Raw genomic sequence first — 24139 nt, 5'->3', positions numbered from 1 at the left:
CGATTAATACTACTATTTTAGCATATTTTCAAAATATTTAGGATAACAAATTATGTACAATTCCTCTATCTAAAAACAAGCTGTGCGTCAAATCTTCACAGCTTGTCATTTATTAATTATGTTTATTACGCAAACGGTTCATTAAACTTTGAATGTCTGCTCTTTTTTGTTGTGTTTCATCTTGTAAAATTTCAATATAGTAAATGCCATCTTTTTCTTCTATCTGCACACGATCACCTACTTGCACTGGCTTGTTCATGGCTGACTGTGAAATAATGAGTTGTTCCTCTTCCTTTGGAAACATTAAGAAAATCGCATAGCCATCTTCAATACGGTCTAATGTGTATTTACTCGAGCTCACTGACAAGTTCCCCTTTCTCATTGCGTAATTGCGCAGCATCTCCATCATTTAACCAAATCTGTTTAGTTGTCCATTTCAAATAATTTTGCCCTTCTCTTGCATTAGCTCCACTTGTAATATAAATTATTTTCCCTGGCTGTAAAGTGAGATTTGGAAAATTAAACACTTGATTCCCTTCAATTGAAACAAGCTGCCAATCCTTTAAAGAAACAGCTTGTTGTCCATTATTTTTAATGCCTACAATTTCAGTAACTAAATCCTTGCTGACGATCTCAATAGCTGGAGCGGATACTTCTATTTCGGTAGTTTTTTTGCTAGTTTCCACTTTAGAAGTTTCCTTCCCATTCACTATATAGTTTACCCCATCTGTGGATACCGTAATCGTTCCTAAATCCGCTGTGGCATAGATTTTACTACCAATAGCCTGCAAACGATCTACTACTTCTGCATGTGGATGGCCATATTTATTATCTTCCCCGTAACTTAATATCGTGACTTCTGGTTTTACAGCCCGAATGAATTCCTGTGAGCTACTTGTGTTAGAGCCATGATGCCCTGCCTTCAGAACAGTTGCTGTTACATCATACTGCAGCATTTCTTTTTCTAATGCTACTCCAGCATCTCCTGTTAATAAAAAAGAGACATTGCTATAAGTCATTTTTAAAACAATGGAAGCATCATTATTATCTGATGCCTGCTCATTCGCATTCAATACTTTCACAGTTACATCCTTATCAAACTCAATAGTTTCACCTGTTTTTGGCACATAATAAGGGATATTTTTTTCATCAATTAGTGTCAGCATTTCTTCAAAGGTTTGGGATGTATGTACTTTACCCGAATCATAAAATTGCTCAATCGTAAGTGAATTTAACACAGGAATGAGACCGCCAATATGATCTGCATCTGGGTGTGTCGCTACAACTACATCGAGCTTGCTCACTCCAAGTTCCTTTAAATAAGAGACAATCTGCTGCCCTGCACCTTTCACTCCTCCATCCACAAGCATTGTTTTACCATTTGGTGATTCAATCAATATAGAATCCCCTTGACCCACATCAATAAAATGAACGCGCATATCATGACCAGCCGTTACAGCCATTTTCTCTGGCTTGATTGCCTCAGTACAGCCTGCTATTAAAAAAATACAAAGGAGCAATACTATTATCTTTTTCATCAACTAACTTCCTTTCTCTTTTTCTATTATACAAAAAGAGAGCTAGCCATGGGCCGCTCTCCTTCTTCTTTAAACGAATATCCACCATAAAATCATCGTAATTGTAATTGTGACAAGACCCTGCAATAAAGTTGCGACCGTTTGTGCTTTATAGGCCTGTGTGACTTCCATGCCACTATACTGTGTAATTACCCAGAAAAAGCTGTCGTTCACATGACTAACTGTCATTGCTCCAGCACCAATTGCCATCACCACTAATGCTAACGGTACCGCTCCCTCAATTCCTAATGTTACAAGCATTGGCGCTACTAAAGTAGAGGTGATCACAAGTGCCGTTGTGGAAGAACCTTGAGCTGTTTTCAATGCTGCTGCTACAATAAATGGCACAAGAAGGAATAATGTACCTGATGCAAACATGCCTAAATCCATTTCCTGAAGCATTTCTCCAACACCAGCATTTTTAATAACAGTTCCAAATGAACCGCCAGCTCCTGTAATAAGTAAAATAGGAGCCGCTTCTTTTAAGCTTTCACCAATCCAGCCCGTTAATGTCGTTTCACTAATTTCAGGTAATAATAAAAATGCCGATGCTACACCTAAAAATAAAGCTACTGTTGGTGAACCTAAAAATTTAAAGATTGTATTGAATGTCGATTCTGTATCACCAACTAATGCTGCTATAGAACCTAGACCAATTAACACAATTGGTAAAACGATTGGCAAAAAGGCTTTAAATGTTGACGGCATTTTGCCAAAAGATTTAATCACTTCCTCATAATCTAATGCCTCTACCTCATCTTCGGGTACTCGAATCTTTGTCGCCACTTTCACCGACCATAGATAACCTACAAATGTCGCTGGTATCGCTACTAATAAACCAATGACAATGACCGTTCCTAAATAATCCGCAGCACCAATATTCCCTGCTGCTGCAATAGGTCCTGGAGTTGGTGGCACTAATACATGTGTAGCAAATAAGCCTGTTGCTAAAGCTACTGCCATTGAAGCAATTGTGACATTTGCTCGCTTTGCCAATGATTTTTGTAAGCTGGATAAAATAATAAAGCCTGAATCACAAAACACTGGAATGGACACGATATAGCCAATTAAAGACATCGCTAATTGAGGACGCTTTGGCCCTACAATTCTTAACACGACTTCCGCCATTCGATAGGCAGCACCTGACTTTTCTAATATTAAGCCTATAATCGTACCAGCGATAATAACTAAGCCAATGCTTGTCATCAAGCCACCAAATCCAGTATTAATGCTTTCAACGACTGATAATAATGGCATCCCTGATGCCATTCCAACAAAGAAAGCACTAATTAATAGCGCTAAAAACGGGTGAAGCTTTAACTTAGCCGTCCCCAGTACAACAAATAATACCCCTATTAAAATAATGATGAACAACATCTAGTCATCCCCCTTTTGTATGGTACGCTCAATCAATCTCTTAGTTTTTAAGCGAATATAGTGAGTAGGATCTTGCATCGCCTGCTGCACACTAGTCTCCTCATCTACTAAAGATTCGACAACTGAAAAATACTCTTGCAGAGCTGCTTTTGCCTTTCCATCGATTCCTCCTGATAATAACAATGCCTCTACCTTAGCAAGTCTAGCAGCCTTTGCCACACCCAATGGTGCCTTACCATGTAATGTTTGTAGATCGGATTTACCTTCTCCTGTTATCACAAACTGTGCCTCTACTAAATGTGCCTGAAGCTGTACAGCATCTAATACAATATCAATCCCTGCATAAAATGTTCCATTTAAAAATGCGATTAAAGCACCACCCATTCCCCCAGCAGCTCCCGCACCTTTATAATCATGCAGCCGAATGGAAAATTGGGCTTCAACAATATCTGCAAAATGCTTTAAACAGCGATCAAATTCGGCAATCTGCTGTTTTCGGACACCTTTTTGTGGACCAAAAATGGCTGTTGCCCCTCGTTCACCAATGAGCGGATTATCAACATCACAGGCTATTGTAAATGTCGCCTCGGCTAATCTAGCATCTAGCTGGCTAATATCTATAACATTTAATTTCACTAAATTAGAAACTCCAGCCTCTAGCTCTGAACCATCCTCCGTCATTAATCGAACGCCTAATGCCTGTAACATTCCAATCCCAGCATCATTCGTGGCACTTCCACCAATGCCGATAATAAACTTTCTATAGCCTTGATCGAGTGCGGCTTTAATTAACTGGCCAGTGCCATAAGATGTAGCTAGCTCTGGATTTTTCTCATTATCTTGTAGCAGCATAATGCCAGATGCTTGGGCCATTTCTATAACACATGTTACTTGATCCCCCAACACTCCATATTGAGCCTGAATTGCCCTTCCCAATGGATCTAGGACGTTTACAGAAAAATATTGACCTTCTGTAGAGGCAATCAGTGATTGTAGCGTGCCTTCTCCCCCATCTGCAACTGGTAATACGATTGTTTCAATCGATTGATCCGCATCCAGGATTCCTTCCTGCATTGATTTTGCTACTTCAACTGCTGACAGAGTACCCTTGTAGGAATCTGGACTAATGATGACCTTCATGCTATACCTCCACTTATGTCGTCCATTGACATTTACGTAAATTTTCATATCCTAAGTTAAGCGCTTACAATTTATTATAATGACAATAAATTCAGAAAACATTATAATGGGTGTATAATTTAACTGTCCTATAACAGGCTGTTTTTTATGCGAGGTGTATAAACATGTTGACGAAAAAATTAGCAGAAGAAATCGTACATCAAACGATGCTACGTTTGCGCCACAATATTAACGTCATTAGCCCAAGTGGCGTGATTTTAGCCTCCGGCGATAAAATGAGGGTGGAAAATATTCATGAAGGTGCGCTTCATGTGACACAAACAAAAGAGTCATTAATTATTAACGAAGAAAATATCGAGCAGTATCCGAACACAAAACCAGGCATTAATATGCCAATCATGTATCAGGATGAAGTAGTAGGGGTTATTGGCATCACAGGAGAGTCTGAGGATATGTTTGAAATTGCCAATCTTGTACAACTCACAACAGAAATTATGACACACCAAGCCATTGTTGAATCTAAAAGTGAATGGCAACGAAAAAATAATGATTATATATTTGAAGCACTTGTTCATGGTAGTAAGCTAGATGCAGCCTTAAATGAACGAATTCAAAAATTACCCTTTGCTCTAAAAGCTCCCTTTCAAGTGATTTTAGTGAGCTTTAATGAGACATCTTACGTAAAAAATTCAATTCCCCTCTTTTTTGAGGATTTATTTTATAAACAGCCTATTCTTGCCGGTCATAGCCAATTGCAAGAATACTATATTCTGCTGACAAATTGTGAAGATCAGAGTTGTCGTCCCATTATCAAAGCGCTACGCAAACAGAAACAGAAGCTGCCTTCCCTTCAAATAGGTGTTGGTCCTGTTGTGCAACATGTATCACAGCTTCCCTATAGCTACCAAGGCGCTAGAACAGCCCTAGAATTTGCAACAGTCCAGAATGAATTAACCTTTTTTGAAGATGTCGAGTTATTTTCTCTTTTTAAGCCTCGAGAATCAGAAGAAGTACAAGCATTTCATCATCGTATACTGAAAAATATGGACGCTAAACAGTTGGAAACATTACAATCATTTTTTGACTGTAATTTACAATTAAAGCTTTGTGCACAACAACTGGCTATTCATCGTCATACGCTTTCCTACCGATTAAATAAAATAAGAGAAATGACAGGCTATGACCCACAATATTTCGAGGATGCCGTTATTTTAAAAATGGCCTGTACATTGCGAACGCTACAAATAATGAAGGCAACCTGAACAACGCAGATTGCCTTTACCTTTATGCTTTATATAATTCATCTAAAAACTCTATTTTTTTCCCAATAGCCTCTTCAAAGGTCATAATATAGGCTGCTGGATCTTTCGGATTATGGAATTGCGTAATTCTTCCTGTCTCAGGATGAACAAATTTAGAGGATGCTCCACAGCCAATCCCTAAGATTGTCTGCACCTCTTCCATAATCACAATATTGTAGATACTTTCTTCACCAGCCTTACTATAGCCGACATTTTCTAAATTACCTAAAATATTTTTTTGACGGTATAAATAATATGGAACATAGTCATTTTCTTTAGTCCAAACCTGTGCCATTTCCATCATTTCGGCTACTGTATCGCGATCCGCTACTTTGTATTTATCCTTATTACGTGTCATCTCTGACGCTCGTTTAAATGATAGCGTATGAACCGTTAATGATTCAGGCTGCATCTTAGCGGATTCTTCTAAAGAATGCTGGAACTCGTCTACCCCTTCATTCGGTAATCCAATAATGAGATCCATATTAATATTGTTCATACCTGATTCTCGTGCAAGCCAAAACTTATCAATGGTTTCCTGAACCGTATGATGACGACCAATTGCTTTTAATGTTTCATCTGTATATGATTGCGGGTTAACGCTAATACGATCAATGCCCCATTTTTTTAGTACCTCTAATTTTTCAGGTGTAATTGTATCTGGTCTGCCGGCTTCAACAGTCACCTCTCGAATTGTTTCGGGATTTGGGAAAGACTCATACATTGTTTGATATAAGGCGTCCATTTCATCTGCCTCAATTGAAGTTGGTGTGCCGCCTCCCCAATAGATAGAGGTGATTTTCATATTATTGTCCTTTAACCATTTGCCCATTTCGCGCAACTCAATATGCAAGCCATCTAAAAAGGTTGCCACACGACCTTGCTTACGGTTACTACCAATCGCATAGGCTGGGAAAGTACAATACGCGCACTTCGTCGGACAGAATGGAATGCCGATATAAACACTAATCTCTTGCCCAATCTCATCTATATCAGGAATGGTTACTAATTGTCGTTCCACAATTTCCTTTAATAGTGCCACCTTGTCCTCTGATAAACGGAAATCTCGAATCAAAAGATCAGCAATCTCTTGTTCACTTTTCCCTTCTTTTCTAAATTTATGATAAAGCTTTGTTGGGCGCACACCTGTTAAAATCCCCCATTGCTGATGCATCCCCGTATGCTGCTCAAGCACATTTAAAAATACATGTGATAATGCACGTTTCATACGAATATTTAGCTCACGATCAGTCGCTGCTGATTCATATTGAATGCTATATTCATTTGTATATTGCTGCCCATCTACAGTCAATACGGCTTTTGTAGAAATGGAAAAATCGTCCCCAGTCTGATAATCAAATGATGCAGACATATCTGCTCCCTCTGGTTCTACCTTCAGCTTGGAGTCCTCAAAAAATAAATTCGCTATATGATTTAATACCCTTATCCAATCCTCAGGATATTTTTGATCTATGTGAATAATTTTCATCTTATTTCGCTCTCTTCTTTTCTTATTCCAGATATAGTGCAGATTTAAGTTTAACAAATTTCTATGTCTTTAAGCAAAGTAACAATTATAATCCTAAAATAACAGAATATTCAATTTTCAAATAGACAAACTATTTCTTTATCATTATAATTTTTAAAAAGGTGGTGTTGATAGTGTTTATTTTAAAAAATAGCAACCGAATAGACATTTCTCGCTTTATACATCAAATAGAAATAACATTTCACCAGTTTGACTTAGAACGTTGTGATGAAAAAACATTATATGTAACGGTTTTATTTAGATATGGCACACATCATGTTCTTTGTGATTTTATCTATATAATCAACCAACAAGACATTTATGGTGCCATCTCTATCAATGAGCACTATGAAAAAGCAAGAGAATTTATTCAACAACACTCCCAGCAATTTTTACTGTATTCAGATGAAATGACATTAGCCAAAAATTTTATGAATACAGTGTCTTTTAAGCAATGTCTTCAACAATTTGCAAAAAGGTATCCTACCTATGCTTCCTTGAAAAACTACTATCCCATAGCAATAGCATAATGACCACAAATGAAAAGAGTATGCCAAAAACTTTCGGCATACTCTCCTAGTGTTAAAAAACAAACAATAAACTTTCTAAAAAGGCTTTTCGTTTTAGGCCACTTACTTGCTGCTTTTACGCCGAACAAAATCAGTTTCGCCGTCTCGCTATCCTCCCCGAGTCGGACGTCCATGGAAAGGACGTTGGCGGAGCGAAAATCAACCTTTTGCCTTGGTCAAAAAGACTTTTCAGCTATTGATATCATCTTTAATCTTTTATTTTAAATATTCTTCAACAAATTCAACCGGTACATAGGTTTTTGTGTCTTTCAGTGTTGGTGCTACTTTTAGTGTGCGTAATGCTTTATTATAGCCAAATGTTGTTTCTCCACGCGTCAATGTGTAAGACATATTTCCCTTTGTAAGAATAGCCCCTTTACCAGTTGAGTCCACTTTGAAGCCAAGCTTTTCAGCAATTATACGTAATGGCACCATTTTTGTACCAGCTACTTCGTAAGAGTCTGATGTGATAATTTTATCAATTTCTTCATTTACTGGATTCGTCGTAGTTGCGGGATAATCATCCAGTACAATCACTTTAGATGGTGTTGTTTGTGCTGGAATACTTTTAGTAGAGGCTGTATAGAAAACAACTAGGTGCTTCTCTGTTAAATCTTTAGCCTCTACTTTTTCACTTTTTGCGTTTAATAGCTCTGTTTCATTACCGATATTTAGTTTTAACATATCATACGTATTCGTTAAATCCTCAAAGAAATAATCAACTTCAACAAAGCCAACTTCTTCTGATTCTACAATGACAACCTCAGGATTGAATTGTGGTGGATAAATATATTTTTGAGGCTTGTTGGCAAATGTATAAGCGATTACTTTATCTCCTTTTTGAAGATCCACTTTCTTACCTGTATTGTCAAACACAAGAGTATCTTTCGTCATTTCTAATACATTTATTTGCTCGCCGTCTTTTACAGTGTAGTATGTAATGTTTTCTCCAACACGAACATCTTCCACAGTACCACGCGTATTATTGAAAATGTGTACTGGATCTATTTGAATTTGTGGTACTTCTGCTTCTGTAGCATGCTGCTCATTTGCTGAAGCTACTGGCACTATGGCACTTCCAAATAATAATGCGGTCATTGCCACTGGTGCTAACTTTTTCATGTTCATAAAAATCTCTCCTTATTGTTTGGGTTCAAAGGAGTAGTAGTTTTAAAATGGGAAAAGTTTCATCATAAGCAGAGAAATTTATGAAAAAAGGTGATGTCATCAGCAGAAACAGCCATTTTGAAAGGCGATGGTTGATGTCCGTTCTGCCATTGTTCTTTCCAGGGGGCATTCGATGAGCAAGCTCTACTCACTGCGTTCACTCCAATCAACCATGTACAAAAGTGTCCTTTTCTTATCTTTCATACGAGCCGTAGTGAAAATAACTCACTATTTTTTATGAGTAGAGAAAGGATAGTCTCTTATTGTCAATATGGAGAAGCGATGAGTGACACCCCCCTCCAGAAAGAGTAGTGAATACCTTCACTTTATTTGAAAACCTTTGCTAAAGTGAATACTTCACTTTATTACAAAACCTTTGCTAACAAGAAACATTTTTATGAATTGAAGTGGAAGGCTACTTGACTCCCGATCACCCACAGGAAAGCAAGTAGCCTGCAACGGAAATCCATGTTCACCTTTTGCAAAAATTCTATGGATGGTTTTGTTTTTCAACACTATGAAGAGGTAACAGTCACTACTGCCTCCTCTTCTTCGTTAGTCTTTTACAATCTCTCTCAAGCCCGTAATATCTATACCATTTAACGCTTGTGTAGCAAGACGATCCGCTTCAGCATTATCCTTACGGGAGACCAGCTGATATTCCGGTTGAATGTTAAACTGCTCTAGCTTGGCATCGATTTTATCTGCCCAGCTTGCTAACTCCTTTTCTAAAGCAGGCCATTCCCCATTTAACTGATTGATGACTACTTGCGAATCTCCTATAATTTTCACAGGCAAATGGTGAACATTTAACAATTCCAGCTCCACTAAACCTAAATAAAGTGCCGCATACTCTGCTTCATTGTTTGATTTTAGTTCAGACGAAAAGGCATTTTTTCTTAATCGGAAAAGTTTACCATTTTGTTCATAATAAATGGCACATCCTAACCCTGCCTGCCTTGTCCCAAGGTCAAACCCACCATCAAAATAGACAGTAATATTATGCGGCTCCGTCTCTATTTCCTTTAAATAGGCTTTTAGCTCTTTCAGTGACCAATTGGTATCTTGCCGATCTATGCAATGTAACGATTTTACTCTTCCCGTTCTTTCCATATCCTCTGCTAGTAATAATGCTTGAGCAGCAGGCATTTCAGCTGAACGTAAAACAGTTGTTGCTCCTTTTGGTGTTTTATAAGTCCATTCAATGATGACATGCATAATCATAACCTCCGATACTCCCTGACTTATACATAAAGTAAAAACGTGTACCGACCACTTGCGGATACACGTTTTCTTCTTACTTGTTATATGTGCAATTCCGAGGACAATTATTCCTTTTTAAATTGCAATTTATCACATTTTTATTTATTGAATTCCTTCGTATAAACCTTGAATAGGTTTTATTAAAATGCGATTCACTTCTTCGATTACTTTACTTAACTTCATTTCTGACTCAAGCATCGTTGAGATTTTTTCATTTTGCTGTGCAAGCTGTGCTGCTTTTTGTGCATAGACAAGCTCATCTTCCAGTATATCCTCACCTGCTAATTGTTTTTTCTGTAAATCAATTTGGATTTTACGGAAGTTTTTAAAGACATTTAATGCCTCTTCATCATTCTTTACAACTTCAACTGCAGCTTTTAAAGCTTCAAACTCAGGAATCTTCCGAAAAGTTGCCTCTAACGCATTAATGTCATTATAAATATTAATCATTCATACATTCTCCTTTTAAATAAAGTAAACAATTAAACCTTGCACAATCCCAATCAATCCACCAAGAACTGCACCTAATACGGTAATCATTTTAAACTCACGTTTTGAAATACCTAATACAAGCTCCTCTAATTTTTCTACTGGGAAAGAGTCTACCTGCTCTCTAACAACCTCTTGTAAGTTTAAACGTTTTAGTACATCCTCAAGTTTTTCCTCAGCTTTCACAAAAGCTTTTTCTATAGCTTGTGGAATCACCGTATACTTCGCCCACTCATTTCCTTCAGGCCAGTAATAAGAAATCGGTTGATTTAAACGTTCAGCGATTGCTAATTGCTCTTTCACGTACACTTGTAATTTCGATAAAATTGGTTCAAATTGAACGTCTTGTAAAAAGTCCATTGCTGGTCGATCTTTTAATTTTTCCAATTCCTGTGTAAATATTTTTGTTAGTAATGTTGACGTTCCTGGCGCTTGTAAAAACTTCACAAGCTCACGTTGAACTTTACCAACAAGTGAGGAGGAATCACCTAAAAACATATTGATCATGCCACCAAGAGAGCCTTTTGATGATAAAAAATCATCAATCATCGCCTTGATTGTCATTTCGCCTTCTGGTGATAAAAAGTAATCCTCACCTTTTTCTAAAATATGATGAACCGCTACAGGAATTTTAGCATCAATCGTATTTTGAATATCATCAGATAGCAGAGAACGAATTGATTTTGTTGATAGTGTATTCTTTACTGCCGAAAATTGTCCCTCAACTATCGCTTCAACCTTCTGCTCAATGGTAGCTGACAGTTGTGAAAATCCTGCTAAGTTTAGCCAATCCTGAATGGTTTTATCGTTTGTAAAGACTGTCTCTTCAACCTTTGCTTGCACAAATTGTTCTACTTTGTCCTGAATATCTTTTGAGAAAAATTTCTTTCTAAATGTTTCAGGCGTTAATAAGTAATTTACTACTGTGAGACCAAGCTGTTTTGCTAATTCGTCACGTCGTTTTGGAATAAGACCTGGCGTAAACGGTAATCGCCAGTTTTTAATATATATTGCTTTATGTGGACGAAAAAGCATTTTAATGGCCAGATGATTTGTTACGCCACCAATTGCTGCCCCAATAATTGCCATAAAAAGTAATGTCACGATAAAATTATCCATTAGTATCCTCTCATTTCAATTGTATTCACGATTGGCGTATTTTGTCGCCTTCTGCACTCATTATAGCAGAGCAATGATTTTCTACGAAAGAAATATCCTCTTTAGAATTTCCAATCTTATGCTATTAACTTCTATCCTAAAAGCGAATAGTTGCAAAATTACCATGATCCTTGAATAATATGAACTACATACAATAGAAACGAGGTTTAGATGATGATTCAGCATTTCAGTTTTAAACCATTATTTGACAATGCCCAAATTCCTGGGTGGGCTATTTCATTTTTTTATCAACGACAACGATATCAGGCTGAATATATAAAGGATGGGACAATTCAATGGATAGGACCAATTCCACCAAACGAAGAGGATGTTAAAAAAATGATACATGAACTCATGCTGTTCCACGTATACGACTAAAAAAGTAGTCATTTTTTCGTAATAATTCCGCATAAAACTACCTATATTTACTAACTAATAGCACGTCCTTTAAGCTAATTATGTTGATTCATGTTGAAATTTGTATATTTTTCTTATACATTTATGGTATCAGCTTAATAGTAAATGTTTTTTATGCAGGGGGCCATTTCAATGAGTAAAGTCACACTTTCGGATGACTTAAACAGCTATAATTCAAAAGCATTAATTCGTACAAAAGTAAAAGATTTTTTTTCAGAATTTTCAACCAAAATATTCGAACTAACCGATGAAGCGGGTACTATGAATAGTAAAAAATTCGAAGAACTTTCTGGCTATAAAAGCGACTTCTACAATGAATATTGCAGTCAATTAAAGGGCTTTTTTGATTCTTCTACTAGCTCTTTCGGGAAGAAATCAAGTAAAATGTTCTATTTAACGTATAATGGAAAAAATTATGTATTAACACAGCAGGGCATTACAGAAAAAGCACCTGTATCTATTGCTCCCTTCACAGGCGTAATACCTAGTAAGGAAACCGTTCATGATGTTGAAAAGGCATGTTTAAAATTACGGTTCCAACAAGAATAACCGAGTAAAAAATGGCAATATTTTTTTGCATAGAAAAGGGGAGTCTCAAATAATCGAGACTCCCCTTTTAGCTATAAAAAATAATTCATTTAAAAAAATCCGCAAGCTAAAGCACTCTTGAGATTTTTTGACGTGTCGTAATATATGAGATGCAAAATGCTTCTTTCCCTAAACAAACTATCTTTGCTCTTTTTAAAGTTAGCATATAGCTATGGCAATTACAATCTTTTGGTATTTGAATCTAGTTACTTTTTTCAAAAAGGTACTGGAAAAACTAGCGAAAAAATCGTTGTCAATATTTGTGTTTTTCTTTTAAATAATTTATTATTGAGACATCCAACAATTTTTTAAATCATAGGAGGTGTACACTTTGTTTACTTCCCTCATTCGGGCGGGAACAAAGGAATTATTTGGACGGAGACATATTGGAGATAACCATTAGGTTGGCGGCATTCGCCCTACTAATTATAATGACAGGATTTTTCGTTGCAACTGAATTTGCAATCGTAAAAGTGAGATCTACCCGCATTGATCAATTGCTCGCAGAAGGGCATAAGAAAGCGAAAAATGCAAAACGAGTTGTTTCAGATTTAGATGAGTATTTATCTGCGTGTCAGTTAGGTATTACCATCACTGCACTTGGTTTAGGTTGGTTAGGTGAACCTACATTCGAAATCATTTTGCACCCAGTGTTTGAATTTCTAAATTTGAATGGTAGTATTACATCTATCCTTTCATTCATACTTGCATTCTCAATCGTAACGTTTATGCATGTTGTTATTGGGGAGTTGGCGCCAAAAACATTAGCCATCCAAAAAGCAGAATTTGTCACATTAAACTTATCTGGCCCATTAATTTTATTCCACAATATTACGTATCCAATCATTAAGTTATTAAACGGATCTGCCCGTGGTTTAACTGGTCTTTTCGGCTTAAAAATGATGTCAGAATCAGAAGTAGCCCATACAGAGGAAGAGCTGCGAATGATTTTATCGGATAGTTTAAAAGGTGGAGAAATTAATAACTCAGAATATGAATATGTTAACAGTATTTTTGAGTTCTCAGATCGTCTTGCAAAAGAAATTATGGTTCCTCGGACTGAAATTGTCGGCATTGAAAAAGAGCTAACAATTAAAGAAGTGTTCGATTTAATGGGTGTCGAGCAGTATACTCGTTATCCAATTCTTGATGGAGATAAAGACCATATTATCGGCTTAGTCAACATGAAGCATTTGTTAACCGCTTACATTAAAGACTCCAAAAATGGTGATAAGCCTGTTATGGACTATATGCAACCGATTATTCGAGTGATGGAAACAACGCAAATTAACGATTTGTTACTAAAAATTCAACGTGAACGTATTCATATGGCCATTTTAATGGATGAATATGGCGGAACATCTGGTCTAGTGACGATTGAAGATATTATTGAGGAAATTGTCGGCGATATTCAAGACGAATTCGATGAAGATGAAATCCCAGAAGTACAGGAAATTGCAGAAAATCATTTTATTTTAAATGCTAAGATGCTTCTTGAAAATGTAAATGATATACTAGGTACTGACATAGAAGATGATGATATTGATACGATCGGCGGTTGGTTCATGACGAAGCGTTTTGATGCAGTCGAAGGAGACAGTATTCAGGAGCAAGGTTTTGAATTTATCGCAAAAGAATTAGATGGGCACCATATTTTATACTTAGAAGTTCTGAAATTACCTGAAAGTGATTTATCAAATGAATTTGACGCAGTCATGGACTGAAATTGAATTGCCTCGTTGTACTTGTCATGGTATTATTGAAATCACGCTTGTATAATCCGAGCTATAAATATGGTCTTTCCTTCACATCTTATAGATGGGAGCAAATACCGTAATAAATAGATCGAACGACTCCCTTTTTAAGAGGGAGTCGTTTTCTAATGTCCGAAAGTTTTGCGAGGGGGAAACAAAATGGAGCTCTATACAAATTTACGGCAAGGGGAAAAAGGTGCTTGGCTATCCATTGGTACATATCTAATCCTAAGCTCTGCCAAACTTACTATTGGCTACATTGGTACATCAGAAGCATTAAAAGCAGATGGTTTAAACAATACCACGGATATCATCGCCTCCATCGCCGTACTGATTGGATTACGCATTGCTCAAAGACCGCCTGATTCCAACCACCAATACGGACATTTACGTGCTGAAACGGTTGCCTCTTTAGTTGCATCATTCATTATGCTTGTAGTCGGTCTCCAAGTACTTATTAATTCTTTACAAAATTTATGGCAGCCAACTGGTACAACACCTTCCCTGTTAACTGCTTATGTAGCAATCGGTAGTGCCGTTGTCATGTATGTCGTTTATCGCTATAATTTGGCACTATCTAAAAAAATTAAAAGTGCCGCTGTTAAGGCAGCAGCATTTGATAATCGCTCGGATGCCCTTGTCAGTATCGGCACAGCCATCGGTATTTTTGGAGCTATTTTTGGCTTTCCGATCATCGATTCTCTGACAGCCCTCATTGTTGCCTTTTTAATTATTAAAACAGCAGTAGAAATCTTCTGGGAAGCTGTTCAAAGTCTGACAGATGCATTTGATATTGATGAAGTGGAGACATTATCGGTCTTAATCCGTAATGTGGATGGTGTAATCGAGCTCTTGGACTTTAAAGGGCGTGCACATGGAAATATGTACTTCATCGACATAACGGTTACCGTTGACCCTTATTTAAATGTTTTTGAAAGTCACCGCATTACTGAAGAAATTGAGCATACCATTATGCGCGAAAATCGCTTTTGTCAGGTTCTTGTGCATATCGAGCCCCATGTAGAATTGATTCCTCCACAAAACGACGACAAGTCTCCTACCAATTGATTGGTAGGAGACTTGTTTTTATTTAATGGCGATATAAATATCTACCTGTGCTTCTTGTGGATTAGCGCATCGTTCATCATACAATTCAAAATCCCCTGTATATGTTCGTTCAACTGTAGCATTTGCAAACCATGCCCAAATCTCTTGCCAAGCTTGGATAACAACCTCTGGCAAGCTTCCTTTCTCAGATGTAAAAACTAAATATTTAGCTGTTGGCATCGTTTTAACGACTAAACCAGCTGGTGTTTCATCATCATTGCTTGACACTTCTACACCTAGTGTAACGGCGTAATCTCCATTCACATCCGTCTCATAGTCTGAATACAAACCATAAATATTGTTATTTTTACGTTCAGCTATTTGGCCTGAAATATTTTGTTGGTAAAAGTGATCCCATAATTGTGGGATTTTAGCTTGTGCTGTCATTTCATTTGCATTACTTGTTTGAGCTGAAATTCCTATGATTTGAAAGGACTCCAATTCCACCATTTTTGGCTCTTTCCATTCATCTTTTCTCCATCGTTTTAAACTTAGTAAAAAGGATGTCAGCATATGACGTGCCTCATTTTCAGGCATACCATCTTCCTGAAGATGTGGTACGCATATTTCGATCATTTCTTTCACTGTTAATTGAGGTTGTTTAAACTCTCCTCCCTCATAACAATATGTACAATACTCCTGACTTTTGTGCCCTTCTTTTTCACTACCTAATAATGCCTCATCTACTAATGGCATACCACAGCTTTGACAATAGCTTTGCATCGTCATTCCACCTTTCGCTTTATTTGTTCTTACTATAGCAAAGGAAACCTGACAGCTGTATGTCATCAATTGTCTTGATTTTTATATAAAAGGACAATTTCTTGTGCGCGTTTTTGGATAATATCTCTTATATATAGCGGTTCTATGATTTTTATACGATGACCAAAGCTAAGCAAGAAGCCATAAAGCCATTCATCCTCTGGTATGGCAATATTAATGATAGACTGCTCATGATCTATATACTCTGCTCCAAAAGATTCCTCCACCAATGTTGTGATGGCTTTATCAAAAAAAATAACTAAATTGACGACGTTTTGTGGTTGATGCCATTTTTTCCCCCATGGCAGCTCACTTAAATTCACTTCCTTACGCTCAAAGATAGTCTCCTCTTGCAATAAATTCTTGATTCTCGCAAGTTTAAATAAACGAAAGTCCTTTCTTAATGTGCAATAGGCATATAAATACCAGGTCTTTCCTTTCTGAACAATTGTATGAGGTTCAACTATCCGACTTGTTTGTTCACCATGCGTAGTAGAATAGTAAAAGCTTACACAATGCATGCTCTCTATTGCATTCTTTAATGTCGTCATATGCTCTTTAAAAAGAACGTTCGGCCCCCAAGGACTAAAATCTACAAAAAGGTGATCCATAGATTGTTTGACCTGGTCATCAGCAATACATGTTAATTTTTCAAGAACTGCTTCAGCGTGCGAATCCTCATAGGTAGTCAAGGCACTTTTAATAGCTGTAGAAAGTGAAATAAGCTCATCCTTCGTCAACACTTGTTTATCAACACGGTAACCCTCCATTAAATGAATGCCACCATTCACACCTTGTTGACTAATAACAGGGATACCTGCACAGCTAAGTGTTTCAATATCTCGATAAATCGTCCGAACGGATACATTAAATAGCTCCGCTAGTTCTTGTGCCTTAACTTTTTTTCGATTGATTAAAATCATCGTCATTGTTAGCAGACGTTCTAATTTCATAGCGAAATCCTCCTCCATCCATATCCCATAATTCCTATACAACTTTTCGTTTCAATTACTAACAACCTATCTTTTTAAGTATTTTTTAAGTACTTTTTGAGTTTTATTTAAGACAAATGTACTATAATAACGCCTGATTAATTATTACAATGATTATACTATTTTTACAATATAAGAAAATACAATGCTTTGGCTACATGTCCAGCTTTTATTTCCCAATACGATGCTATTTCATTTTTTTATAAGAATAGTTTAATAGTAAACGCCTAAACAATTATTTCAATTCTCTTACACAACATAAAAAACTTTTATCTTCTATATAATGAACGGCGAATACTTTCTATGAAGGGATTTGACGTGGTGTGTGACAATATACTACAGGATTCTTTGACTCTCGCCTGTGAAAATCCTACAACATTGATTGCTTTTTTCTAGTATCAAATTTTTAATAGAAAAGTTACGTGATGTTCACTTTTCTTGCCCTTCACTCTATATAGGAAGCCTTTCACCAAAAATGAACTAGAGTTTAATCGTTATCAATTTAATTGTAAAAAGGAGAGTTTGATATGATTCGAGCCGTTTTAATAGACAATGAACCTTTAGCTTTACACTATTTTCAAAATAAACTACATGCCTTTCAACAAATACAGGTTATTCAAACCTTTACAAGTGTCGAAGTTTTTCTGAATGAGCTGCCTAATTTAGAGTTTGAGGTTATCTTTTTAGAGGTAAAACTCCAAGAATTATCTGGACTTGAAGTAGCTGATATTATCAAAACGGAACGTCCACAAGTGAGCGTAATTTTTATTACCTCCTATCATGAATTTGCGTTACAAGCCTATGAGATTGGTGGTCTGGACTATTTATTAAAGCCTATCAGTCCTGCTCGTTTAGAAAAAACGGTAGCTCGCATTGAGCATGAATATTCTATCCAGCAAATGCTTCAGCAAGCTACGCAAACTGTGTTAAACGTACAATGCTTTGATCAATTCGCAGTCTATAGCAATAATAGCTTAGTCGCTTTTAAAACAGAAAAGACGAAGGAATTATTTGCTTACTTTATTTTGCACCCAAACATACCGATTCATCGGGATTACTTAATTGAAATTCTATGGCCAGATTTAGACTATGTACGAGCTAAATCTAATCTCCATACCGCTCTTTCTTATTTAAGAAAGACTTTGAATATGATCGGCTATGAAAACTGTATCGTCTTTTCAAATAAATACTATATCTTTGAGAAACCAACTATTGTGTGTGATCTATATGATTTTCAAAAACTTCATGAAGATTTTTCACGCTTGGAGTTTCCCTCCATATCTTTGATTAATCAATGTCTTTCTATTTATAAAAATGGCCTCTTTGTATTCGATGATTATGAGTGGTCAACTGCCGCTAAAGATAGATTAACGAAATCATACATAGAGTTATTAGAGAAGGGGTTTCAAACAACGTTTCTTTCTGATACTGAGAAGGCTCTTGAATTTCTACATGCTTTATTTGAGTATGACCCTTACAATGAACAAAAGCTTGAACATTATTTATACACGTTGACTCAGGCAGGGCTTCACGAACAAGCTTATAAAATTTTTCAAACATATAAACAAAAGCTTCAGGAAGATTTAGCACTGACACCAAGTGCTACCTTATTAGAGATTTCCCAAAAATTATTTGTTCAATATAAATAATGTAAAAACGGCGAGTACTACTTTGTTTTGTAGTAGCTCGCCTTATATTTTTGTACGTATTTTGAAACATGTTTAAATACCGCTACCCTCTGTTAGACCATGCTTCACCGCATATAGTGCTGCTTGTGTACGGTCTTGCACTTGTAGCTTTGTAAAGATATTGGAAATATGCGTTTTCACTGTTTTTTCTGTGACAAAAAGTGAGGATGCAATTTCTCGATTACTCTTTCCTTTTGTCAGCTCTGCAAGCACATCTTGTTCACGAGGTGTTAGTGGATTTAATAAATGTGGTGCATTTTGTGACTCTTGACGATCCATTTCAAGCGTTGTCGTTGCTTCTGGATGCAATGTATTTTCGCCACGCATAATACGACGAATGGATAAGACCAATTCATCTGGCTCAATATCTTTTAACTGATAGCCTGCTGCTCCTGCCTCCATTGCTGGAACTACATGATCTCGATCCGAAAAACTAGTCAGCATTAGAATTTCTATTTGTGGAAATTTTGCTTTGATGCGTTTTGTTGCCTGAATGCCGTCCATCTCAGGCATCACTAAATCCATTAAGATAATATCTGGTTGAATGCTTTCTGCTAATGATACAGCTTCATGCCCATTTTTCGCCTCTCCTACAACCTCAATATCCTTTTGTGTCTTTAAAAAAAACAATAGTCCTCGACGCACCACATGATGATCGTCTGCAATTAATACACGTATCATGTTCTCTCCCCCTTAATATGGCAAGCGGATGAGCAGCTCCGTACCTTTGCCAATTTCACTTACCCAGTCAGCAGTGCCTCCAACTGATTTTGCACGATCCTTGATAGATTGTAAGCCCATTGAAAGCAGCTTTGTATTATTGTCGATGACAAAGCCTCGTCCCTCATCTCGAATCACCAATAAAATATCTGTTGATGTAACCGTAATATACAAGGCTGCTTCTAGCACCCCTGCATGACGACGCACATTATTGAGCGCCTCTTGTGCTACACGAAATAATGTTTCTTCAATACGAGAGGGGAATTGCAGTACACCAGAAACCATAACATGTAGCTTTAAGCCAAGCATTTCAGCGTATACTTTAATGGCTTCAAGTAAACCATTTTCTAATCCCTTCGGTCGCAATTGCCAAATCAGCGCACGCATTTCTGTTAGCGCATCTTGTGTTAAATGCTGGATCTCTTTAAATGTTTCTTTCACATCACAATCATCCGTCATCTCAATACCAGCTCTCGCTGTCAACGTAACAGAAAATAGTAGTTGATTAACGGAATCATGTAGGTCACGTGCTAGACGGTTACGCTCCTTCACAAGTGCCATTTCTTGCTCCTGCTTTGTCAGTAAAATTCGCTTAATAGCTGAACCCATCTGAAATGCAACGGATTCTAATAAAGCTAGATCCTCCTCTGAAAAGCGTACCGTGTCCTTGGATGCAACATTTAATACACCAAAACGTTCTTGTCCAGATTGAAGGGGTACCGTGGCATGATGTGTAATTCCTTCATGATCGCCAACATTTGCTGCAATAGCACTTTCAATTCGCTGACACTCAATTATATTGGAGGCTTTTTTTAGCTCTTCATTGCGATAACGGGAGACGCACCAACAGCCACCCTTGTTTAAATAATGACAATTATTAAATTCCAATGCCTCTGGTAGATTTTCATGGACAACAAGCTCTGAGCGTCCCTTTGCATCAATAAAAAAAATCCAGCCTGTTTCAAATTTAGTGCCATTTAAAAATTTGATGAGTGCACCTTTTAGCATTGTGACAATTTCAGTTTCTTCATTTAATAGTTCAGCAATTTCCTTTAAAATACTAATATTGGAATGCTCATTCTCCCTCACGAAAACACCTCTTCTTTAGCATTACTACTGTTAATGATACCATTAAGGGATTGGAGACGTCTGCTTGAGTCGTTCATACTTTAGACTGAAATTCATAACATACCTTATTTTGTGTAAGTTGATTTACATATAAAACTAGAACAACTATAATCGAACAAGTACATGGTTTTATGAAGGGAAGAATGGATATGTCTAAAAAAGAGGAAAATGGCTTATTATTTATATGGATAGTGTCTGCTGTAGCGACACTAGGTTCATTATACTTTTCTGAAATTCGTCACTATGAACCTTGTAAATTGTGTTGGATTCAACGTATTTTTATGTACCCAATCGCCATTATGACGACAGTAGCATTGATCCAAAAAAATGCGCGTATCGCTGTCACAACAGCTGTGTTTTCTGTGATTGGAGGCTGTATCTCACTTTACCATTACGGAATTCAAAAGCTAAGTTTTTTAGCTGACAATGCCCCTTCCTGCGGCGCGGTTTCTTGCACAGGACAATATATTAACTGGCTAGGCTTTATTACTATTCCGTTTTTAGCATTAACTGCATTTATTTTAATCGCAGGGGCAAGCTTCTATTTAATAAAAGCTTCAAAAGCTGCAAAATAATCGAGAGACCGTGTTCTACCAATGGAATGCGGTCTTTTCTACGGAGGAAGATCTATGTTTCATTATGAAATAACTGAAGATAACTTACATGTTGAAGAGCTGTTACGCAATCAATGGCGACTTGGCAAAAAGCTAGTCCATGAATTACGTATGGCTAAAGCAATCACTTTGACAAATGATGAGCTGATTCAATGGAATACACCTTTACAGGCAGGGACAATTATAAAATTTACATTTCCCATTCCGACATCTAACTACAAACCAACACCTGTTTGTGCTATTGATGTAGTCTATGAAGATGAACATTGTTTAATCGTCTCCAAGCCAAAGGGCATGGCAACACATCCGAATGATGCTCGTGATACACATACTTGTATGAACCATGTTATGGCACATATTAAAGAACAAGGTGGTGTATACGCCGAGCATGTTCATCGTCTTGATAAAGGGACACAAGGTTTATTACTTGTAGCAAAACACCCATTAGCAAAGTCTATTTTTGATCGAATGATTGAAGAAAAATCCATTATTCGTACGTACGCCGCAGAGGTACAGGGTAATTTACGTACATCATCAGGAACGATTGCTGAACCAATTGGAAAGGACCGCCATCATGCGACAAGACGGGTTGTATCCAAAACGGGACAGCATGCCGTAACTCACTATGAAGTGGTGGCCCGCTACAAAAACTCCTGTGTTGTCCACCTCATTCTTGAAACTGGACGAACGCATCAAATTCGTGTTCATTTAGCCTATATCGGCCATCCAATTATTGGTGATACAATGTATGGCGCACGAGAAACAGCAAATGATGACTACGAGCTCCATGCGATTCAATTAGAATTTGAACATCCATTTTTAAATAAACGAATTACCGTCAAGGACGAGCAGTAAGTAAAAAAATCCCGCCCTCTATTTGAGAGCGGGATTTCATAGTGTTGAAAAACAAAACCATCCATAGAATTTATGTGAAAGGTGAAAAAGGATTTCCGTTGCAGGCTACTTGCTTTCCTGTGGGCGAGCGCCGAGCCGCTTCCTCCGTGCAGGGGCTCGCCTGTCTCGCTATTCCCACGGGAGTCAAGTAGCCTTCCACTCCAATCCATAAAATAAAAATGTTCACTTTTTAGCAAAAAAGTGAAGGTATTCACTACTCTTTTATGGTGGGGTGTTGGCACACATCACTTCTCCACATTGAAAGTAAGAGGCTATCCTCTCTTATACTATAAATAATGGGCTATTTTGTTCAGGAAAAGACACTTTTGCAGAATGGTTGATTGGAGTGGAGCCAGCGTCACTCCTAGGGGATTTAGTGAGCTGCACCCAAAATATTGGACTTAAAAATCTACTATAGGGGGTGCAGGTAGTGATTTCTGATGAACAAAAATTAGCCGCAGTTCTAGCTTACTTTGAAGAAAAAGAAAGTACGTATCAGATTGCCAATCGATTACAGAGGGATCGACAGTACATTCGATTATGGATTGAATTATATCGCTATCATGGCATCGAAGGAATTATTCGTCCTCAAGGGTTCACGAATTACGAAGATTCTTTTAAAATAAAAGTAATTCAACACCTGATAGAGACGGGCGATTCGCTCCTTCAGACCGCTGCGAAGTTTAATATTCCTTCCCGTGAAACCATTCGGAGATGGAAAAAACAATGGATGTCAACGGCTGGTGAGGTGCTCTATCAAGTAGAAAAGGAGCGCCAATCAATGCCAAAAAAACAACCACCTTCGTCCGATTTAAATGGAAAAACAACGGATGAGTTAAAAGCGGAAATTGAGTATTTACGGATGGAAAATGCCTATTTAAAAAAGTTGAAAGCCTTAGTTCAAGAAAAGGATGCCTTCAAATCCAAGAAAAAGTAAGAGCTGTCTATGAGCTAAGGTTGGATTTTCCTCTTCAAGCTCTATTAAAAGTCGCGAAACTTAAGAAAAGTACGTATTATTACCATCTCCAAAAATGGGTAAAACCAGATAAATATCAGGCGATCAAAGAACGAATTCAGACGCTTTTTCATTACCATAAGGGGCGTTATGGCTATCGTCGTATTTGTTTAGCCCTCCGAAATGAAGGGTTTTTCATCAACCATAAAACGGTCCAACGATTGATGCAAGAATTGGGCTTAAAAGGGACGGTACGCCCTAAAAAATACCGTTCGTATAAAGGGACAGTCGGCTATGTCGCAGAGAATATCATCCAACGTGATTTTGAAGCCACTGCACCCAATCAGAAATGGGTAACCGATGTAACGGAGTTTAAAATAAACGGTCAAAAAATCTATATATCCGCTGTATTAGATTTATTCAATCGAGAAATCGTTGGGTATGAGGTATCAAAATCACCTAATTTTGAGTTAGTTCAACAGTCTTTTAAGAAGGCGTTTACGTATACAAAGTTACCGAAAAAGAGTGGCTTAATCGTCCATTCTGATCAAGGATGGTTATATCAAATACCACGTTTTAAAGCGTTATTGGCAACACATGAAATCAAGCAAAGTATGTCACGGAAAGGAAATTGTTTAGATAATGCCGTGATAGAAAGCTTTTTTGGCATTATGAAATCAGAATTTCTATACGCAACAACGTTTAAGAACTACGAAGCATTCAAAAAAGCGTTAGTAGACTATATCCACTACTACAATCATGAACGGATAAAAATAAAACTCAACGGAAAAAGTCCAGTTGAGTTTCGAAGAGTTTCTTAAAAGTTCAAATTTTTGGGGTCAGTTCATAGCGTCACAGAGGAGACCCTGGAGCGAACGCAGTGAGTGAAGCGGCTCATCAGACGCCCCCTGGAAAGGACGCTGGCGGAACGGAAATCAACCCCTCGCCTTA

Annotated in this window: 24 protein-coding genes; 11 read left to right on the top strand and 13 right to left on the bottom strand. The window is 37.3% G+C overall.

The features are described 5' to 3' along the window. Window positions 1-112: 112 nt before the first annotated feature. From AC6BKE_RS07345 to AC6BKE_RS07330, 4 genes are all read right to left on the bottom strand, one after another. Window positions 113-361: a DUF3006 domain-containing protein gene (locus AC6BKE_RS07345; protein WP_340812097.1), complete on the bottom strand. Its 249-nt coding sequence runs from the start codon at window positions 359-361 to the stop codon at window positions 113-115. Beyond that, window positions 348-1538 carry an MBL fold metallo-hydrolase gene (locus AC6BKE_RS07340; protein WP_499856322.1) on the bottom strand — a complete coding sequence of 397 codons (1191 nt, stop codon included), beginning with the start codon at window positions 1536-1538 and terminating at the stop codon, window positions 348-350. The genes AC6BKE_RS07345 and AC6BKE_RS07340 overlap by 14 nt, the downstream gene beginning before the upstream one ends. A 69-nt stretch (window positions 1539-1607) precedes the next feature. Further along, window positions 1608-2954, bottom strand: coding sequence for a GntP family permease (locus AC6BKE_RS07335; RefSeq protein WP_036118087.1), 1347 nt, complete (start codon window positions 2952-2954; stop codon window positions 1608-1610). Further along, window positions 2955-4094 (bottom strand): glycerate kinase, encoded by a 1140-nt coding sequence (locus AC6BKE_RS07330; protein WP_036118091.1) that lies wholly within the window; start codon window positions 4092-4094, stop codon window positions 2955-2957. It lies immediately after the preceding gene. A gap of 164 nt (window positions 4095-4258) precedes the next feature. On the opposite strand from AC6BKE_RS07330, the gene AC6BKE_RS07325 reads away from it, so the two are divergent. Further along, complete coding sequence (locus AC6BKE_RS07325) at window positions 4259-5356, top strand: CdaR family transcriptional regulator (RefSeq protein ID WP_499856318.1); 1098 nt, start codon at window positions 4259-4261, stop codon at window positions 5354-5356. Window positions 5357-5378: 22 nt separating this feature from the next. Here AC6BKE_RS07325 and AC6BKE_RS07320 read toward each other — a convergent pair whose 3' ends face one another. Beyond that, entirely contained in the window at window positions 5379-6884 is a 1506-nt protein-coding gene (locus AC6BKE_RS07320; protein ID WP_058843246.1) for a coproporphyrinogen III oxidase, read from the bottom strand. Window positions 6885-7057: 173 nt separating this feature from the next. Between AC6BKE_RS07320 and AC6BKE_RS07315 the strand changes: the two genes are divergently transcribed. Continuing rightward, a complete protein-coding gene (locus AC6BKE_RS07315; protein WP_036118100.1) occupies window positions 7058-7453 on the top strand; it encodes a hypothetical protein in 396 nt (131 codons plus the stop codon). 255 nt (window positions 7454-7708) lie between these two features. Here the strand turns inward: AC6BKE_RS07315 and AC6BKE_RS07310 are convergent, their stop codons facing one another. The 4 genes from AC6BKE_RS07310 to AC6BKE_RS07295 form a co-directional block, all read right to left on the bottom strand. Then, window positions 7709-8620, bottom strand: a complete 912-nt coding sequence (locus tag AC6BKE_RS07310) for a copper amine oxidase N-terminal domain-containing protein (RefSeq protein WP_249645961.1) — start codon at window positions 8618-8620, stop codon at window positions 7709-7711. A gap of 594 nt (window positions 8621-9214) precedes the next feature. Beyond that, window positions 9215-9877: a ribonuclease H family protein gene (locus AC6BKE_RS07305; RefSeq protein WP_499856317.1), complete on the bottom strand. Its 663-nt coding sequence runs from the start codon at window positions 9875-9877 to the stop codon at window positions 9215-9217. A 147-nt stretch (window positions 9878-10024) separates the two neighbouring features. Continuing rightward, a complete protein-coding gene (locus AC6BKE_RS07300; RefSeq protein WP_036118573.1) occupies window positions 10025-10372 on the bottom strand; it encodes a YlbF family regulator in 348 nt (115 codons plus the stop codon). 15 nt (window positions 10373-10387) lie between these two features. Further along, the gene (locus tag AC6BKE_RS07295; RefSeq protein WP_036118576.1) at window positions 10388-11530 is read right to left on the bottom strand and encodes a DUF445 domain-containing protein; all 1143 of its coding nucleotides are present in this window, start codon (window positions 11528-11530) and stop codon (window positions 10388-10390) included. Between the two features lie 213 nt (window positions 11531-11743). Here AC6BKE_RS07295 and AC6BKE_RS07290 point away from each other — a divergent pair, with 213 nt between their 5' ends. The 4 genes from AC6BKE_RS07290 (at window position 11744) to AC6BKE_RS07275 (ending at window position 15396) form a co-directional block, all read left to right on the top strand. Continuing rightward, window positions 11744-11947: a YheE family protein gene (locus AC6BKE_RS07290; protein ID WP_058843243.1), complete on the top strand. Its 204-nt coding sequence runs from the start codon at window positions 11744-11746 to the stop codon at window positions 11945-11947. Window positions 11948-12118: 171 nt separating this feature from the next. Beyond that, entirely contained in the window at window positions 12119-12535 is a 417-nt protein-coding gene (locus AC6BKE_RS07285; RefSeq protein ID WP_499856313.1) for a hypothetical protein, read from the top strand. 443 nt (window positions 12536-12978) lie between these two features. Further along, window positions 12979-14298 carry a hemolysin family protein gene (locus AC6BKE_RS07280; protein WP_170829877.1) on the top strand — a complete coding sequence of 440 codons (1320 nt, stop codon included), beginning with the start codon at window positions 12979-12981 and terminating at the stop codon, window positions 14296-14298. Window positions 14299-14487: 189 nt separating this feature from the next. Beyond that, window positions 14488-15396 (top strand): cation diffusion facilitator family transporter, encoded by a 909-nt coding sequence (locus tag AC6BKE_RS07275; protein WP_036118586.1) that lies wholly within the window; start codon window positions 14488-14490, stop codon window positions 15394-15396. A gap of 18 nt (window positions 15397-15414) precedes the next feature. On the opposite strand, the gene AC6BKE_RS07270 is transcribed toward AC6BKE_RS07275, so the two are convergent. Then, the gene (locus tag AC6BKE_RS07270; RefSeq protein ID WP_499856310.1) at window positions 15415-16158 is read right to left on the bottom strand and encodes an effector binding domain-containing protein; all 744 of its coding nucleotides are present in this window, start codon (window positions 16156-16158) and stop codon (window positions 15415-15417) included. A 65-nt stretch (window positions 16159-16223) separates the two neighbouring features. After that, window positions 16224-17150 carry a helix-turn-helix transcriptional regulator gene (locus tag AC6BKE_RS07265; RefSeq protein WP_036118592.1) on the bottom strand — a complete coding sequence of 309 codons (927 nt, stop codon included), beginning with the start codon at window positions 17148-17150 and terminating at the stop codon, window positions 16224-16226. Window positions 17151-17716: 566 nt separating this feature from the next. Between AC6BKE_RS07265 and AC6BKE_RS07260 the strand changes: the two genes are divergently transcribed. Continuing rightward, window positions 17717-18838 (top strand): response regulator, encoded by a 1122-nt coding sequence (locus tag AC6BKE_RS07260; protein WP_036118596.1) that lies wholly within the window; start codon window positions 17717-17719, stop codon window positions 18836-18838. Window positions 18839-18910: 72 nt separating this feature from the next. On the opposite strand, the gene AC6BKE_RS07255 is transcribed toward AC6BKE_RS07260, so the two are convergent. Continuing rightward, a complete protein-coding gene (locus AC6BKE_RS07255; protein WP_036118599.1) occupies window positions 18911-19558 on the bottom strand; it encodes a response regulator in 648 nt (215 codons plus the stop codon). Window positions 19559-19570: 12 nt separating this feature from the next. After that, complete coding sequence (locus AC6BKE_RS07250) at window positions 19571-20686, bottom strand: GAF domain-containing sensor histidine kinase (protein ID WP_036118602.1); 1116 nt, start codon at window positions 20684-20686, stop codon at window positions 19571-19573. 188 nt (window positions 20687-20874) lie between these two features. Between AC6BKE_RS07250 and AC6BKE_RS07245 the strand changes: the two genes are divergently transcribed. The 4 genes from AC6BKE_RS07245 to AC6BKE_RS07230 all read left to right on the top strand — a co-directional run bounded on the left by AC6BKE_RS07245 (window position 20875) and on the right by AC6BKE_RS07230 (window position 24009). Then, complete coding sequence (locus AC6BKE_RS07245) at window positions 20875-21300, top strand: disulfide formation protein C (protein WP_499856307.1); 426 nt, start codon at window positions 20875-20877, stop codon at window positions 21298-21300. Window positions 21301-21354: 54 nt separating this feature from the next. Further along, the gene (locus tag AC6BKE_RS07240; protein WP_340809444.1) at window positions 21355-22194 is read left to right on the top strand and encodes an RluA family pseudouridine synthase; all 840 of its coding nucleotides are present in this window, start codon (window positions 21355-21357) and stop codon (window positions 22192-22194) included. 469 nt (window positions 22195-22663) lie between these two features. Continuing rightward, window positions 22664-23170 (top strand): helix-turn-helix domain-containing protein, encoded by a 507-nt coding sequence (locus AC6BKE_RS07235; RefSeq protein ID WP_180957841.1) that lies wholly within the window; start codon window positions 22664-22666, stop codon window positions 23168-23170. Next, on the top strand, window positions 23155-24009 hold the full coding sequence (locus AC6BKE_RS07230) for an IS3 family transposase (protein WP_499856447.1): 855 nt from the start codon (window positions 23155-23157) through the stop codon (window positions 24007-24009). Before AC6BKE_RS07235 ends, AC6BKE_RS07230 begins: the two co-directional genes overlap by 16 nt. Window positions 24010-24139 lie beyond the last annotated feature (130 nt).

Source organism: Lysinibacillus sp. COL-1 (assembly GCF_059814265.1).
Note: the sequence above shows the minus strand (reverse complement) of the source record. Positions and strands in the feature narration are given on the sequence as shown.

What these genes read in the sequence shown, in the direction of transcription:
- AC6BKE_RS07245 (WP_499856307.1), top strand. Translation starts at nt 20,875, where the DNA reads ATGTCTAAAAAAGAGGAAAATGGCTTATTATTTATATGGATAGTGTCT.
- AC6BKE_RS07255 (WP_036118599.1), bottom strand. Translation starts at nt 19,558, where the DNA reads ATGATACGTGTATTAATTGCAGACGATCATCATGTGGTGCGTCGAGGA.
- AC6BKE_RS07300 (WP_036118573.1), bottom strand. Translation starts at nt 10,372, where the DNA reads ATGATTAATATTTATAATGACATTAATGCGTTAGAGGCAACTTTTCGG.
- AC6BKE_RS07240 (WP_340809444.1), top strand. Translation starts at nt 21,355, where the DNA reads ATGTTTCATTATGAAATAACTGAAGATAACTTACATGTTGAAGAGCTG.
- AC6BKE_RS07320 (WP_058843246.1), bottom strand. Translation starts at nt 6,884, where the DNA reads ATGAAAATTATTCACATAGATCAAAAATATCCTGAGGATTGGATAAGG.
- AC6BKE_RS07330 (WP_036118091.1), bottom strand. Translation starts at nt 4,094, where the DNA reads ATGAAGGTCATCATTAGTCCAGATTCCTACAAGGGTACTCTGTCAGCA.
- AC6BKE_RS07295 (WP_036118576.1), bottom strand. Translation starts at nt 11,530, where the DNA reads ATGGATAATTTTATCGTGACATTACTTTTTATGGCAATTATTGGGGCA.
- AC6BKE_RS07260 (WP_036118596.1), top strand. Translation starts at nt 17,717, where the DNA reads ATGATTCGAGCCGTTTTAATAGACAATGAACCTTTAGCTTTACACTAT.
- AC6BKE_RS07270 (WP_499856310.1), bottom strand. Translation starts at nt 16,158, where the DNA reads ATGCAAAGCTATTGTCAAAGCTGTGGTATGCCATTAGTAGATGAGGCA.
- AC6BKE_RS07285 (WP_499856313.1), top strand. Translation starts at nt 12,119, where the DNA reads ATGAGTAAAGTCACACTTTCGGATGACTTAAACAGCTATAATTCAAAA.
- AC6BKE_RS07325 (WP_499856318.1), top strand. Translation starts at nt 4,259, where the DNA reads ATGTTGACGAAAAAATTAGCAGAAGAAATCGTACATCAAACGATGCTA.
- AC6BKE_RS07290 (WP_058843243.1), top strand. Translation starts at nt 11,744, where the DNA reads ATGATTCAGCATTTCAGTTTTAAACCATTATTTGACAATGCCCAAATT.
- AC6BKE_RS07305 (WP_499856317.1), bottom strand. Translation starts at nt 9,877, where the DNA reads ATGCATGTCATCATTGAATGGACTTATAAAACACCAAAAGGAGCAACA.
- AC6BKE_RS07335 (WP_036118087.1), bottom strand. Translation starts at nt 2,954, where the DNA reads ATGTTGTTCATCATTATTTTAATAGGGGTATTATTTGTTGTACTGGGG.
- AC6BKE_RS07310 (WP_249645961.1), bottom strand. Translation starts at nt 8,620, where the DNA reads ATGAACATGAAAAAGTTAGCACCAGTGGCAATGACCGCATTATTATTT.
- AC6BKE_RS07265 (WP_036118592.1), bottom strand. Translation starts at nt 17,150, where the DNA reads ATGAAATTAGAACGTCTGCTAACAATGACGATGATTTTAATCAATCGA.
- AC6BKE_RS07275 (WP_036118586.1), top strand. Translation starts at nt 14,488, where the DNA reads ATGGAGCTCTATACAAATTTACGGCAAGGGGAAAAAGGTGCTTGGCTA.
- AC6BKE_RS07340 (WP_499856322.1), bottom strand. Translation starts at nt 1,538, where the DNA reads ATGAAAAAGATAATAGTATTGCTCCTTTGTATTTTTTTAATAGCAGGC.